12 protein-coding genes are annotated in these 13,450 nt (G+C 53.5%); 7 read left to right on the forward strand and 5 right to left on the reverse strand.

The features are described from left to right. Positions 1-29: 29 nt before the first annotated feature. Positions 30-914, forward strand: a complete 885-nt coding sequence (locus OGY07_RS20465; RefSeq protein ID WP_042282949.1) for a LysR family transcriptional regulator — start codon at positions 30-32, stop codon at positions 912-914. Positions 915-1,051: 137 nt separating this feature from the next. Here the strand turns inward: OGY07_RS20465 and OGY07_RS20470 are convergent, their stop codons facing one another. Then, a complete protein-coding gene (locus OGY07_RS20470; protein WP_286602833.1) occupies positions 1,052-1,840 on the reverse strand; it encodes a PhzF family phenazine biosynthesis protein in 789 nt (262 codons plus the stop codon). 194 nt (positions 1,841-2,034) lie between these two features. Here OGY07_RS20470 and OGY07_RS20475 point away from each other — a divergent pair, with 194 nt between their 5' ends. Beyond that, the gene (locus OGY07_RS20475) at positions 2,035-3,231 is read left to right on the forward strand and encodes a sugar transporter (protein WP_286602835.1); all 1,197 of its coding nucleotides are present in this window, start codon (positions 2,035-2,037) and stop codon (positions 3,229-3,231) included. A gap of 56 nt (positions 3,232-3,287) precedes the next feature. On the opposite strand, the gene OGY07_RS20480 is transcribed toward OGY07_RS20475, so the two are convergent. Then, the gene (locus tag OGY07_RS20480) at positions 3,288-3,953 is read right to left on the reverse strand and encodes a MarC family NAAT transporter (RefSeq protein WP_042282942.1); all 666 of its coding nucleotides are present in this window, start codon (positions 3,951-3,953) and stop codon (positions 3,288-3,290) included. A gap of 257 nt (positions 3,954-4,210) precedes the next feature. Here OGY07_RS20480 and marR point away from each other — a divergent pair, with 257 nt between their 5' ends. From marR to marB, 3 genes are read left to right on the forward strand one after another with little or no spacing between them, the layout of a single operon-like run. Further along, on the forward strand, positions 4,211-4,645 hold the full coding sequence (gene marR / locus OGY07_RS20485) for a multiple antibiotic resistance transcriptional regulator MarR (protein ID WP_042282939.1): 435 nt from the start codon (positions 4,211-4,213) through the stop codon (positions 4,643-4,645). Positions 4,646-4,665: 20 nt separating this feature from the next. Beyond that, positions 4,666-5,046, forward strand: a complete 381-nt coding sequence (marA, locus tag OGY07_RS20490) for an MDR efflux pump AcrAB transcriptional activator MarA (RefSeq protein WP_148365360.1) — start codon at positions 4,666-4,668, stop codon at positions 5,044-5,046. Positions 5,047-5,078: 32 nt separating this feature from the next. Beyond that, positions 5,079-5,297, forward strand: a complete 219-nt coding sequence (marB, locus tag OGY07_RS20495) for a multiple antibiotic resistance protein MarB (RefSeq protein ID WP_042282936.1) — start codon at positions 5,079-5,081, stop codon at positions 5,295-5,297. A 30-nt stretch (positions 5,298-5,327) separates the two neighbouring features. On the opposite strand, the gene OGY07_RS20500 is transcribed toward marB, so the two are convergent. Beyond that, positions 5,328-5,939, reverse strand: coding sequence for a LuxR family transcriptional regulator (locus OGY07_RS20500; protein WP_286602839.1), 612 nt, complete (start codon positions 5,937-5,939; stop codon positions 5,328-5,330). Between the two features lie 328 nt (positions 5,940-6,267). On the opposite strand from OGY07_RS20500, the gene OGY07_RS20505 reads away from it, so the two are divergent. Then, the gene (locus tag OGY07_RS20505; protein ID WP_286602841.1) at positions 6,268-10,395 is read left to right on the forward strand and encodes an autotransporter outer membrane beta-barrel domain-containing protein; all 4,128 of its coding nucleotides are present in this window, start codon (positions 6,268-6,270) and stop codon (positions 10,393-10,395) included. Between the two features lie 40 nt (positions 10,396-10,435). Here OGY07_RS20505 and eamA read toward each other — a convergent pair whose 3' ends face one another. Further along, entirely contained in the window at positions 10,436-11,335 is a 900-nt protein-coding gene (eamA, locus tag OGY07_RS20510) for an O-acetylserine/cysteine exporter (RefSeq protein ID WP_286602842.1), read from the reverse strand. A 205-nt stretch (positions 11,336-11,540) separates the two neighbouring features. On the opposite strand from eamA, the gene ydeE reads away from it, so the two are divergent. Next, positions 11,541-12,752, forward strand: a complete 1,212-nt coding sequence (gene ydeE, locus OGY07_RS20515; protein WP_286602845.1) for an efflux MFS transporter YdeE — start codon at positions 11,541-11,543, stop codon at positions 12,750-12,752. Here ydeE and urtE read toward each other — a convergent pair. Further along, complete coding sequence (urtE, locus tag OGY07_RS20520) at positions 12,745-13,443, reverse strand: urea ABC transporter ATP-binding subunit UrtE (protein WP_042282932.1); 699 nt, start codon at positions 13,441-13,443, stop codon at positions 12,745-12,747. The genes ydeE and urtE overlap by 8 nt on opposite strands. Positions 13,444-13,450: the final 7 nt, after the last annotated feature.

The raw sequence follows: 13,450 nt of genomic DNA on the forward strand, positions 1-13,450 counted from the left end.
AATAGTGATGATGTTACGAGGGTATAAAGGTGGCAAAACGAGAAAACTACAACGATCTCTACCTTTTTATGCTGGTTGTTCGGGAAGGGAGTTTTACCGCCGCAGCAAAGCGTCTTGGCCTGGCGCAATCAGGAATAAGCCGCTCTGTACGTGAACTTGAAGATCGGCTGGGTATCCGACTTCTTGTTCGCACGACACGGAAATTATCGCTTACCCATGCCGGTGAGCAGCTCTACCGCACTGTCGAGTCAGGATTCGATGCACTTGATATGGGGCTTGCCACGCTGGCCCACTACCGCCAGACTCCATCGGGTTTAGTGCGCATCAATGCCAGCCAGCACGCTATCGATAAAGTGCTCTTGCCGAAGCTTGCGGTGTTTAAGCAGCGCTACCCTGATATCAGGCTGGAACTCATCAGTGAAAGTCGGTTTGTAGATATCATTACAGAGAGGTTCGATGCGGGGGTACGTCTGGGGCCAGAAGTTGGCAGCGGCATGATTGCAGTGCGTATCTCTCCCGATATGGAGATGGCCGTTGTCGGTGCGCCAGAACACTTTCGTCGCTACGGGTTTCCGCACACCCCGGAGGATTTAGTGGTTCATCCCTGCATCGCCTACCAGTTCGGCGACGGCAGTTTGTATGACTGGGAACTCCATCAGGAGGGTAAAAAAATCACCCATCGGCCACAGGGACAATGGGCTTTCGCTGACAGTTATATGGAAGCCAAAGCCGCCAGACTAGGATTAGGGCTGGCTTATGTCCCCGAAGAACTGGTTTCCGATGATTTAGAATCGGGGACGCTCATCAGAGTCCTACAACGTTATAGTCAGCGTCTGGAAGGATCATTCCTCTATTATCCACATCGTAATGTGTCGCCTGCTTTACGAGCGGTGATTGATGCCTTGAGAATTTAAGGGGGAAAGAGGATAGTTAACACAAGGCCGGGACATGAACGGGTGAATAGCGTCCGTATTTGGCGCACAGTGGAAAGTAGAAAGGTCAAAAAACAACCTTAACGTACGATCATTTTCGATATCCAAACTGACCCCGGTTAACCCGTTATAATCTTACCCGTTAAATACGTTCTCGCCTTCCCGCCCATCAGTACCCGATCGTTTCGCCACTCGCATCGCACGTCGCCGCCGCGAGCGGAGACCTGACGGGCGAGCATTTGCGTTTTATTGAGCTTTGCGCCCCAGTACGGAATGAGCATCGTATGCGCAGAGCCCGTGACCGGATCTTCCCATACCGCCTCGCCAGGGGAGAAAAAGCGACTCACAAAATCATATTCGCCGTCACCTGCCGCGGTTACCGAGACTTTATGTTCGCCGGGTCGCATTGCGCCAATCGCCGGGGTGAGCGACTCCACCTGTTGACGGCTTGCCAGCTCAATCATCCAGGCGCGTCCTTTGCGGGCGTGGAGATACTGTTCTATCCCCAGCGCGTGAAGCATTTCCGGCGGCGGCGTCTGTTCTTCTGTCGCGCCAGCGGGAAAGTCCAGTGTTAACCATTCGTCGCACCGCTCCACGGTCAGACGACCGGAAAGCGTATCAAAATGAAGTCTACTATCAGGATAATTAAGGTGACTGAAAATGACATGCGCGCTGGCAAGCGTGGCATGGCCGCAAAGATTAACCTCATTACGGGTGGTAAACCAGCGCAGGGAAAAACCGCTTTGCTGGCGGACGATAAAGGCGGTTTCCGATTGATTATGCTGCTGCGCCATCTTCTGCAGGATGGCGTCAGGCAGCCAGCCATCAAGCAGACAAACTGCCGCGGCATTGCCCCCGAATGCGCTATCGCTGAACGCATCAACCAGATAAAAATCAATCTCTTTCATGCCGTTGCCCCGTCTATCATTGCTTTCTTGCAAAGTGGCATAAATACAGAATATTCACAAGCGTCGATCTCTTTAGTGTGACAACGTCACTTATCCAGTAAAAGGAGATCTGAATCACAAAATGATTGTCTTTTCGCCAATAAACGTTTTAAGATCGCCTTCTCATCCTTTCGCAACTAACCCGACTCATTTCTATGACAACTCACACTGTTTCCCGCAAGGTCGCGTGGCTACGGGTAGTTACGCTTGCCATTGCAGCGTTTATTTTTAATACCACGGAATTCGTCCCTGTCGGTCTGCTGTCTGATATCGCGCAGAGCTTTCATATGCAGACCGCCCAGGTCGGGATTATGTTGACCATCTACGCATGGGTCGTGGCGCTGATGTCGCTGCCGTTCATGCTGCTGACCAGCCAGGTTGAACGACGCAAGCTGTTAATTGGTTTGTTCGTGTTGTTTATTGCCAGCCATGTCCTGTCGTTTCTGGCGTGGAATTTCACCGTGCTGGTGCTTAGCCGTATCGGTATCGCCTTTGCGCATGCGATCTTCTGGTCGATTACCGCCTCACTGGCGATCCGTCTGGCCCCCGCCCGGAAGCGCGCGCAAGCGCTGAGCTTAATCGCCACCGGCACCGCGCTGGCGATGGTGCTTGGCCTGCCGATCGGACGCATTGTCGGTCAGTATTTTGGCTGGCGTTCCACATTTTTCGCGATCGGTATGGGCGCGTTGGTCACCCTCGTTTGTTTGATAAAACTGTTGCCGACATTACCCAGTGAACATTCCGGCTCGTTAAAAAGCCTGCCGCTGTTATTTCGCCGGCCGGCGCTGGTGAGCCTTTATCTACTGACCGTTGTCGTGGTAACCGCTCATTATACCGCTTACAGTTACATTGAACCGTTTGTTCAGACCGTCGCCGGGTTGAGCGCCAATTTCGCTACCGTGCTGCTGTTGGTGCTGGGCGGAGCAGGCATTATTGGCAGCGTCGTGTTTGGTAAGCTAGGCAACCAGCACGCGTCGGCGCTGATTAGCGTCGCAATCCTGTTGCTGACGGTATGTCTCTTGCTGCTGTTGCCTGCGGCGGGCAGCGAAATGCATCTCGCCGTTCTGAGTATTTTCTGGGGGATTGCCATTATGGTGATTGGTCTCGGGATGCAGGTAAAAGTGCTGGCGCTGGCGCCCGATGCCACCGACGTGGCAATGGCGTTATTCTCTGGCATCTTCAATATCGGCATTGGCGCTGGCGCGCTGCTGGGCAATCAGGTAAGCCTGCACGGGTCAATGTCGTCCGTGGGGTACGTCGGCGCCGTCCCGGCGCTGGCCGCGCTGATTTGGTCGATCATCATCTTTCGGAAATGGCCTGTCTCGCTGGAAGAACAACCTCAGCATAGCTGATAAAGCGTGAATCCGTCCTGACCGGAAGGACCGACCAGGACGGTATGACGTGCGCATTAGGGGTAGGTTTTAATAATTTCCAGAACGCCGTTAATAATAAACTGCACGCCCATACAAACCAGCAAAAAGCCCATCAGGCGGGAAATCGCTTCAATACCGCCCTTACCCACCAGGCGCATAATGGCGCCGGAACTGCGCAGACAGCCCCAGAGGATCACGGCGACGGCGGCAAAGATAATGGGCGGCGCAACGGTAATCACCCAGTCCGGGAAATCGGCGCCGTGGCGTACCGTGGATGCCGAACTGATGATCATCGCAATCGTTCCCGGACCTGCAGTACTCGGCATTGCCAGCGGCACAAAGGCGATGTTAGCGGTGGGCTCATCAACAAGCTCTTCCGACTTACTTTTCGCTTCCGGCGATTCATGCGCCTTCTGCTGCGGAAACAGCATCCGAAAACCAATAAACGCCACAATTAACCCACCGGCAATACGCAGACCGGGAATGGAGATGCCAAACGTATTCATCACCAGTTGACCGGCATAGTAGGCCACCATCATGATGGCAAACACATAAACCGAGGCCATCAGCGACTGGCGGTTGCGCTCTGCGCTGTTCATGTTTCCGGCGAGGCCAAGAAATAACGCTACGGTCGTTAACGGATTCGCCAGCGGCAGAATCACCACCAGCCCCAGTCCTATCGCTTTAAACAACTCCATCATAATGGCTTCAGTTCCTGTTTCGATCGTCTGGCGGCAAGTATAAGTGGAAACCCGTCTCCTTCGCCATTCCGCGGCTGTAAGCATTCATGAGCGTCAAAAACTCATAATGTCTAATTATCATTAACATATTTGAATGTGATGCAGATCACGCAAAACGGCTTTTAGCAAATCGTGTGATCGGCCAATTCATTCGTTTGACTTATAGTTGCCTGGGCAATATTATCTGCCGTAACTAAATACTTGCCAGGGCAACCATTGTGAAAAGCACCAGTGACTTATTCAACGACATCATTCCGCTGGGTCGCTTGATCTACATGGTTAATCAGAAAAAAGATCGCCTGCTGAACGAGTACCTCTCGCCGCTGGATATCACGGCATCGCAGTTTAAGGTGCTTTGCTCGATTCGCTGCGCAGGTTGTATCACCCCGGTTGAGTTGAAAAAAGTGCTGTCCGTCGATCTTGGCGCGCTAACGCGAATGCTCGACCGTCTGGTCTGTAAAGGCTGGGTCGACCGACACCCTAACCCGAATGACAAGCGCGGCGTGTTGGTCACACTGACCGAACACGGCGCGGCAATATGTGAGCAATGTCATCAATTAGTAGGGCAAGACCTGCACCAGGAATTAACAAAAAACCTAACGGCTGACGAAGTGGCAACGCTTGAGTATTTGCTCAAGAAAGTTCTGCCGTAAAAACAAAAAGAGGTATGACGATGTCCAGACGCAATACTGACGCTATCACCATTCATAGCATTTTGGACTGGATCGAAGATAACCTGGAATCGCCGCTCTCACTGGAAAAAGTGTCTGAGCGTTCAGGTTACTCCAAATGGCACCTGCAGCGGATGTTTAAAAAAGAGACCGGCCATTCGTTAGGTCAGTACATCCGCAGCCGTAAGATGACGGAAATAGCGCAGAAATTAAAGGAAAGTAACGAGCCGATTTTATACCTGGCCGAACGTTACGGTTTCGAGTCGCAGCAAACGCTGACCCGGACCTTCAAAAACTATTTCGACGTTCCGCCGCATAAATACCGTATTACCAATATGCACGGGGAATCACGGTATCTGCACCCGCTAAACCATTGTAGCTAAAATCGCCTGTAAACGACGTAATCGAGGAAATCATGAAACTGTTGTCTTCTGTAATGCTGGCCCTGCTGCTGGTTATTTCCGGCCAGAGCGTTGCAGAGCAACCTGCCCAGCTTTCGACATCAGATAATCGCGACACGATGCTGATTCCAACCGCTCAGGAACAGTCACCGTTCGATCTGAACCATATGGGCACGGGAAGCGACAAGTCCGACGAACTGGGCGTGCCTTATTACAACCGGCACCGACTCTGATTCGTCTTGCCCCGCCTGCGCGGGGCTTTTTTAGTCCTTCTCCTCAATCTTGTGATACAGTCCAGCCAGATTCTCCACCGCGAATTTTTTGTAGATATTCCTGCGATGATAGCAAACGGTCTTTTCGCTCAGATTAAACTGTCGCGAAATTTCTTTATTCTTCTTACCAAACATGATGTAAGGCAGCAGACTCACCTCTTTTTGTGACAGCTGGGCTTCCTTTTCCAGATGATACAATTTCATGTTTTTGGTAATGACGATTTTTTGATTTCCTTCTTTAAAATTCTCCAGAAAGCTGCTGATTTTTTTGATCACAGCCTTACAGTCGATACTGAATTCCGAGATTGAATTGATAATAATATTATCAATGGTGCTTTCGTAGCACCGCTCTCGGGTAATCAATACGATATAACTCTCAGGATAGTGAGATTTAAAATCGAACAATTCACTCAACAGTTGGGTATTGCTTTCGCCATAGTCCACAATAATGGCTTTGATCTTAGCAATACTTTTTTTGTGAATCTCGCGAATATGATTAACATAGCGGACTTCTGAAAATGAATGATGCTCTCTTCTGATTTCTTCAATAATATAGCCAAATCCTTTCTTAAAGTATCCACACGATGTGATAACAACAATCACGTTTCCATTCCTTTGACATGGTTTTTATAAAACTATTTACAGCATATTTTAAATGGCCCGCAAATCAGAAGGCTCCCGGCAGTATAAGATAATTCTTAATCCCGGAGTAACAAAATGTGCTACCACGCACAGTTTTGGTGATGAATTTAATTTTAAGAACCATATAAAACAAAGCGTTATGCCAATATTAGGATTTTTCTTAAGTCGTAATCTGACGTCCTATATCACTCATTCTCGTCGTTTGCTAAATTTCGAAATGTAACTAAGGGTAAATAGTTTCCTGGTTCACTACTTTTCAAGGTTCCTCAGCAACTGGATGGCAAATATTATGGAAAATAAATTAAGCCTTACCCCTCTGGCTAAAAGTATTAGCCTGATTGTCGGCAGTAGCATGGTGCTTTTTGCCGCGCCCGCAGCTGCTGATTGCACAACATACACGGACGGGATCTGTAATTTGAAAGAATTTCAGATGACCTCCCCTGTTAAGCCGACACCGACTGCCTGGTATTTTACGTTGCCTACCCAGGAGGCGGCCATCAATGCCCAGGCACAAAAACAAAACGTCTATTTTGCCAGCGGTACATCGTCGCGTAGCGCAAACGACATTCAGCATCTGGTCGTCGATGGCGCAAATTTAAGCGGTTATTACATTAACGCCAGTAAAAATGGTACAGCGGGAATTCACCTGGTAAATAACGCTACCGTTGACTGGCTGGAAGCGGGCGGGAGTCTCACAAATAAAACCAACGCGATCATCACGGTCGATAAATCCACATTGAATGGCGCTAATGCGAATACGGATTATGATGAGACGCAGAAAGCGCCCCAGCGCAGTAAATATTACGCCCGCGGTTCGGCGATCTACCTCTCGTATTACGATACCGGCGATAACACCATCGACATCCGCAACGGCAGTGTGCTGAATGGCCGGATCCTGACCGGTAGCGCAGGAAAAAATAGTATTTCGGTCAGCGACAGTGCGATCAACAAAGGCAATATCAACGTCGCCTACGCGAAAGACGATATCACCATTGCCGTAGATAACAGTGCGATCGATACCCGCGATGCAGCAATAGCTAATGAAAATGCGATTCTTATTTCCGGCGGCAATACCAATAAAACCAACAGCGTCACGCTGAAAAATAAAAGCCAGCTAACCGGCTCGCTGAAAATTGCCGCGACCGGCGGTCTGAATACGGTGACGGTTGATGACAGCACCTTAAAGGCCACCACTGCCGCAAATGCTATTGATATCGCCAAAGGTAAGACCCTCGACCTGACGCTGGCAAACAGCCAGGTGACAGGCATAACCGCACTGGCCGCCAGCGACCGTCTCAACGCAGCGCTGACGGCCAGTCAGATGACCGGCGATCTGCTGTTGAACACGGCTACAACCACTTCCGTCGGTCTGGTGGGCTCCGTGTTGACCGGTTCTGTTAACGCCAGCGCGCTTAGCGGCGAAGTGGATCTGCTGCTTAAAGACAGCCAGATCTCAGGCGACGTGACGTTAAAAGACGGGGATATTGTGCGTGGCAATGTGATTCTCGATAACGCCCAGGTCGGCGGACAGCTATATGGAAACGCCAACAGCACCCTGACGCTCATGGAATCGATGACTCAACTGCAGGGCGATAAATTCAGCCGCTTCGGTAAACTCAATGTGCGCGCCACCACCACCCTCGGCGGCGGTTTTAGCGACAATAACGTTGGAACCCTGCTGGAGGTTACAGGTGGCGTGATTAACGCGCCCGTGGCCCTCACCGCCGGCAAACTGATTTTTAACCAGGCCAGACTGATTGCCGATTCCCTCTCTTTGCGCGACAGCGCGTCGCTGGAGTTGACCCAAAACAGCCAGCTGGAAACCCACTCCAGCCAATTGTTCAGTACTGTCGCCAACGTTGATGGCGCAACGCAGTTTAATGAGACCGGCAGTCGCCTGACCCTGAGCGAGAGTACCCTGACCCTGACTGACGACACCTACCAACTTGCGTGGCTGAAGTCGGTTAACCAGTTGCTTGGCAGTCAGTCCAACGCCTCGCTTGTCATGACCGGGCAACTCATGAATAACGACACCGTCACCGGCGAAGCGACAGTGACTGACGCCGCCACCGCCGGCGCAGTTCTCGCGAACGTCGACGTCGTGGCGGACAAAAACCGGGTCGTTGTCGGTAGCGCACAGGCGATGTCAAACCAGGAAATCGCTGTCGCCAACAGCTTTGGCGCCGCCAGTCTGCGTCTTGAAGGCGCAGGCGATGCTTCCGTCGCTATCGTTGGTGGGAAGTCGTTAACCCTGACCGGCGCATCTGGCGGCTCGCTGATCAGCGTGGCGGGTAATCCCGACGCGGAGGTTAACGTTGACGTGGAAAGCGGAAGCCTGAATCTCGGTACGCTGGCCACCGCGAATACCACTGATTACCTTCGCGGACAGCTGAATATTGGTCAGGATGGCGCGCTGAACGTGGTGTCCGGCGATCATACGGTCACCAGCGCCGCCGCGTCGGGGATCGTCAGCCAGGGGGAAATCAGTATCGGGAATCAGGCTGTACTGCACGCGAACGTCGAGCTGGTCGGCAGCGGCGCAATGGCCGTTGACGGTACTCTCGACGCCGGGAAACTTCTCGCCACCGCCGACGCTGACGGACTCAGCCAGGCGAAAATCTTTGTCGGTCACGATGCTGCTGCGGGCAAATTGATTGCCAGCGAGGTGGATCTCCACGGCGCCAGCGTTTTCATCGACCCTCAATGGCAACAGAACGCCACCATCGACACGGCGTCTCAGGCCGCGTTTGGCGGGGAGAACGTTAACGGTCGTCTGACGGTCGGGCAAAACGCGTTGCTGGTGCTGGGCGACACCCGCCTGCAACCGGCGATCGATGACTTCGCCAGCACCGGGCTGGCATGGTCGCCAACCGGCGTCACCGCAGCGCTGGCTGTCGCAACGCCGCAAACCCTCATCGCCTCTCAGGGGGGGATACGGGTGGACGGTTCGCTCAGCCAGCCGTCCTCTGACTATGCCGCAACGCTGAACCGGGCGCAGTTTGGCGAACAGTCACTGCTGATGGTGAACAGCGAAAGCACAACGCGCGGTAACGCCGCGTTGAACGCCACCGACGGCAACCTGGACGTGGCCTCCTCCGCGCAATTGTATGTTAAAGACGCCAAAGCGAATCAGAACTACACGATTGCGCACGGTTTCAACAACATAGAGATCGCCGGTTCCGGCTGGCAGGACAATAACCTGATCCTCAATAAACTGCTGAGCGCGAAGACCACCTGGCAGGAAGGCGATGTGATTGTCAGCACAGTCGCAAAAGCGGCCCAGGACGTTCTGCCCGGCGTGGTGACAACATATGCGCTGGATACCATGATCGCTCAGGGCATCAACGACACGCAAAGTGGCGCTGCGGGATTGCGCTTCCTTTCACAGGCGGTAGAAAGCCCGCAGATTGGCGTCCAGGAGGTGGTAAACACCGTTAACAGCGCCGCGCAACTGGCCGTCGCCGCAGGGGTTCAGGCCACGACGCTGGCAACCGGACTTGCCGCTTCCCGGACGATACAGCAACGCATGTCGCTGGCCCATCCTGAATTCGCCGCCGGAGACGGTACCGTCTGGGTCCAGGCCCTCTACGGCAACCAGCGGGCGCGCGACTTTTCTGCCGGACAGGCGGACTATGGCTTTGATACCGACTACTACGGCGTGATGCTTGGCGGTGAAGGGTCCTGGGACTCCGCGATTGGACCAATGCGCACCGGGATCGCCGCCCATGCCGGTCGTGGTAACACTGATTCTTCCGGCGACTTCAACACCACGCATAACGACTTCGATTTCTGGGGCGTTTCGCTGTACCAGAACTGGCGTCGTGATGCGGTTAACGTCACCGCGGATATCGGCTTTAGCGCGAACAGTAACGATATCGAACAGGATCTGCCCGGCTGGATGAATCAGGGGCGCAAACTGAATGGCGATGTAGACTCACAGTTGCTGACCGCAGGCTTAACCGCCGAGTACCGCGTTGAAAATCAGGTTGTGGATGTCATTCCTTATGCAGGCGTACGTTACAACCAGCTTAAAACCAAAGGCTTTACTACACGGAACGCGAATCATGAAACGGTCTTTAAAACGGACGAAGAAACCCAGAACATCTGGCAGTTCCCGGCGGGGGTAAAATTGAGTAAAACCTTCGCCCTGGATTCAGGATGGGATCTGTCCACCCAGGCGGATGTCGCGGTCATCACCCGTGCAGGCGATACCCATTCTGACACCCGGATCCGTGCCCAGGGCATCAGCGCGACAGACGCCATTACGGCGAACATCACTGATAAAACCGCCTTTGCCGGACAGTTAGGCATGACGCTGCATAAAGGCGATATGGCCTGGGGCGTGGGTTACGGCGCCAATGTGTCTGACCATAGCAGCGATCAGAAAGTGATAGTCAGTTGGCAACTGACGTTCTGACTGGTAAGCCGCATGGAAACATGCGGCTTTTCTGCGTCTGCTATCCCCTGACCTGCGCGATATTGCGCCAGCGAAAACCAAACACGTTAATGTAGAGTCCCGCCATAATCAGCACCGCGCCCAGGCATTGCAGTCCGCTCAACGTCTCGTCAAGCAATACCGCGGCGCTCGCCAGGCCAACCACCGGCACCAACAGCGACAGCGGCGCCACGCGCCAGGTTTCATAACGCCCAAGCAGCGTGCCCCAGATACCGTAACCCACAATTGTGGCGACAAACGCCAGGTAGACCAGCGACAGGACCGTCGTCAGGTCAATGTCGACGAGGCTCTGGATCATGTGGGGCGCGCCATCAAGAAGTAATGACGAGACAAAGAATGGCATAATCGGAATGAGCGCGCTCCATACCACCAGTGACATCACTGGCGGTCGCGACGCATGCTGCATAATCTTTTTATTAAAGATATTGCCGCAGGCCCAGCAAAAGGCTGCCGCTAACGTCAGCATAAAGCCGAACAGCGCCACGTGCTGACCGTTGAGGCTGGCTTCAATCAGCACCAGCACGCCGAATACAGCAAGCGCGATCCCGGCGATTTGCCTGCCGTGTAAACGCTCGCCAAAGGCAAACGCGCCGAGCACGATGGTGAAAAAGGCCTGTGCCTGCAGCACCAGAGACGCCAGCCCGGCAGGCATACCAAAATGGATGGCGCAAAACAGAAACGCGAACTGGCCGAAGCTAATCGTCAGACCGTATCCCAGCAGCAGCGTGAGCGGAATGTTAGGCCGCGCAACAAAGAAGATCGCAGGAAAAGCCACCAGCAAGAAGCGTAACCCCGCTAACATCAACGGCGGCATATTGTGCAGACCCACTTTGATCACCACAAAGTTAAGCCCCCAGACCACCACGACCAGTAACGCTAACAGTCCGTCTTTTCGCGACATACCACCGCCCTGAAATATTAAATTTTTGTAAACAAGTTAAAGTAGCGTAAAACATTAGCACGCAACAGATCATTAATTCTGGTAGGGATAACAGTGCACGATCGAACAATTTATCCGCTATACATCACATTTTTGCCGTGCTATTCCTTAAAAGTCATTGAGCACAAAAATATAACGAAACGAGAACCCACTGTCGGGCATAGACATGAACAAAACGCTAAGACGATCCACCCTGGCTTTACTTGCTTCTTCCCTGTTACTGACGATTGGTCGCGGCGCAACGCTGCCCTTCATGACCATCTATTTGAATCGCCAGTATCATCTGAGCGTGGACGTGATCGGCTATGCCATGACCATTGCGTTAACCATCGGCGTTATCTTTAGCCTCGGTTTTGGCATTCTGGCGGATAAGTTCGACAAAAAGCGCTACATGCTGCTGGCAATCTCCGCCTTTGCCTTCGGTTTTATCGCTATACCGCTGGTACATAACGTGGTGCTGGTCGTGCTGCTGTTCGCGCTAATTAACTGCGCTTACTCAGTGTTTGCTACCGTTCTGAAGGCCTGGTTTGCCGATAACCTGTCACCCGCCGCGAAGGCGAAGATTTTCTCGCTTAACTACACGGTACTGAACATCGGCTGGACCGTCGGGCCGCCGCTCGGCACCTTACTGGTGATGCAAAGCATTAATCTGCCCTTTTGGCTTGCCGCAATCTGTTCCGCCTTCCCGCTGGTGTTTATACAGCTTTTGGTTAACCGTTCGACCGCGCGCGCTGAGGCAGATACCAGCGTGGCCTGGTCGCCGTCTGTACTGCTCCAGGATAAAGCCTTGTTCTGGTTTACGCTGTCAGCGTTTCTCGCGTCATTCGTCAGCGGCGCATTCGCGTCCTGTATCTCTCAGTACGTCATGGTGGTCGCAGACGGCGATTTTGCGGAGAACGTGGTGGCTGTCGTCCTGCCCGTTAACGCGACGGTGGTTGTCGGTTTGCAATATGCCGTTGGCCGCCGACTGACGCCCGGCAACATTCGCCCCCTGATGGCTTTCGGGACCGTCTGCTTTGTCATCGGTCTCGCCGGTTTCATGATCGCCGGCGAAAGTCTCTTGCTTTGGGGGATCGCCGCCGCAATCTTCACGCTTGGCGAAGTCATTTATGCGCCGGGCGAATATATGCTTATTGATAACATCGCGCCGTCGGGCATGAAGGCCAGCTATTTTTCTGCGCAATCGTTGGGCTGGCTCGGGGCGGCGGTCAACCCCCTCGCCAGCGGCGTGATCCTAACAGCCTTCCCCGCCTGGACGCTGTTTGCTGTGCTGATGGTGGCGATCGTCATCGCCTGGGCGCTGATGCTGAAAGGCATGCGCGCCGGACCCTGGGGCCAGCCTGCGCTGTGTAAATCACCTGCGGGCGGTATCAGATAGCGACCAGCCCGCGCACCCCCTCCGTTTCCATGTTTTCTCCGCGCCCGCGCTGAATAATGCTGCCCCGCGACATCAGCAAATACTGGTCCGCCAGTTCGGCGGCAAAGTCATAAAACTGTTCGACCAGCAGTATTGCCATATCACCACGGCGCGCGAGCTGGCTGATGACCTGACCGATCTCTTTTATCACCGAAGGCTGGATACCTTCCGTGGGCTCATCGAGGATCAACAATTGTGGACGACTCGCCAGCGCGCGTCCGAGTGCCAGCTGCTGCTGCTGTCCGCCGGAGAGATCGCCCCCCCGGCGATGCTTCATCTCATGCAGAACCGGAAAAAGCGCATAGATATCCTCCGGTACCGTTCTCGCCTCGCGCCCTGAAAAGCGGGAAAGTCCCAGTAACAGATTCTCTTCCACCGTCAGGCGCGGGAAGATCTCTCGCCCCTGCGGCACATAGGCCACGCCCGCCTGCACCCGCTGATGCGGCTTGCGATGGGTGATGTTTTTTTCCTGCCAGGTGACCGTACCGGTGCGCGCCGGGATCAGCCCCATCAGGCATTTCAGCAGCGTCGTTTTACCCACGCCGTTGCGCCCCAGCAGACAGGTCACTTCGCCGATTTTCGCCTCGAAGGACACGCCGCGCAGGATATGGCTTCCACCGTAGTATTGATTCAGTTCATTTACCTGTAGCATTTGCGTT

This window comes from Citrobacter sp. Cs237, from assembly GCF_030332325.1.
GTDB classification, from domain to species: Bacteria; Pseudomonadota; Gammaproteobacteria; order Enterobacterales; family Enterobacteriaceae; genus Citrobacter_A; species Citrobacter_A sedlakii.

Bases quoted from the DNA above. Each gene is read 5' to 3' on its own strand.
- OGY07_RS20470 (WP_286602833.1), bottom strand. From the start codon at position 1,840: ATGAAAGAGATTGATTTTTATCTGGTTGATGCGTTCAGCGATAGCGCA.
- OGY07_RS20475 (WP_286602835.1), top strand. From the start codon at position 2,035: ATGACAACTCACACTGTTTCCCGCAAGGTCGCGTGGCTACGGGTAGTT.
- OGY07_RS20480 (WP_042282942.1), bottom strand. From the start codon at position 3,953: ATGATGGAGTTGTTTAAAGCGATAGGACTGGGGCTGGTGGTGATTCTG.
- marA (WP_148365360.1), top strand. From the start codon at position 4,666: ATGTCCAGACGCAATACTGACGCTATCACCATTCATAGCATTTTGGAC.
- marB (WP_042282936.1), top strand. From the start codon at position 5,079: ATGAAACTGTTGTCTTCTGTAATGCTGGCCCTGCTGCTGGTTATTTCC.
- OGY07_RS20505 (WP_286602841.1), top strand. From the start codon at position 6,268: ATGGAAAATAAATTAAGCCTTACCCCTCTGGCTAAAAGTATTAGCCTG.
- eamA (WP_286602842.1), bottom strand. From the start codon at position 11,335: ATGTCGCGAAAAGACGGACTGTTAGCGTTACTGGTCGTGGTGGTCTGG.
- ydeE (WP_286602845.1), top strand. From the start codon at position 11,541: ATGAACAAAACGCTAAGACGATCCACCCTGGCTTTACTTGCTTCTTCC.
- urtE (WP_042282932.1), bottom strand. From the start codon at position 13,443: ATGCTACAGGTAAATGAACTGAATCAATACTACGGTGGAAGCCATATC.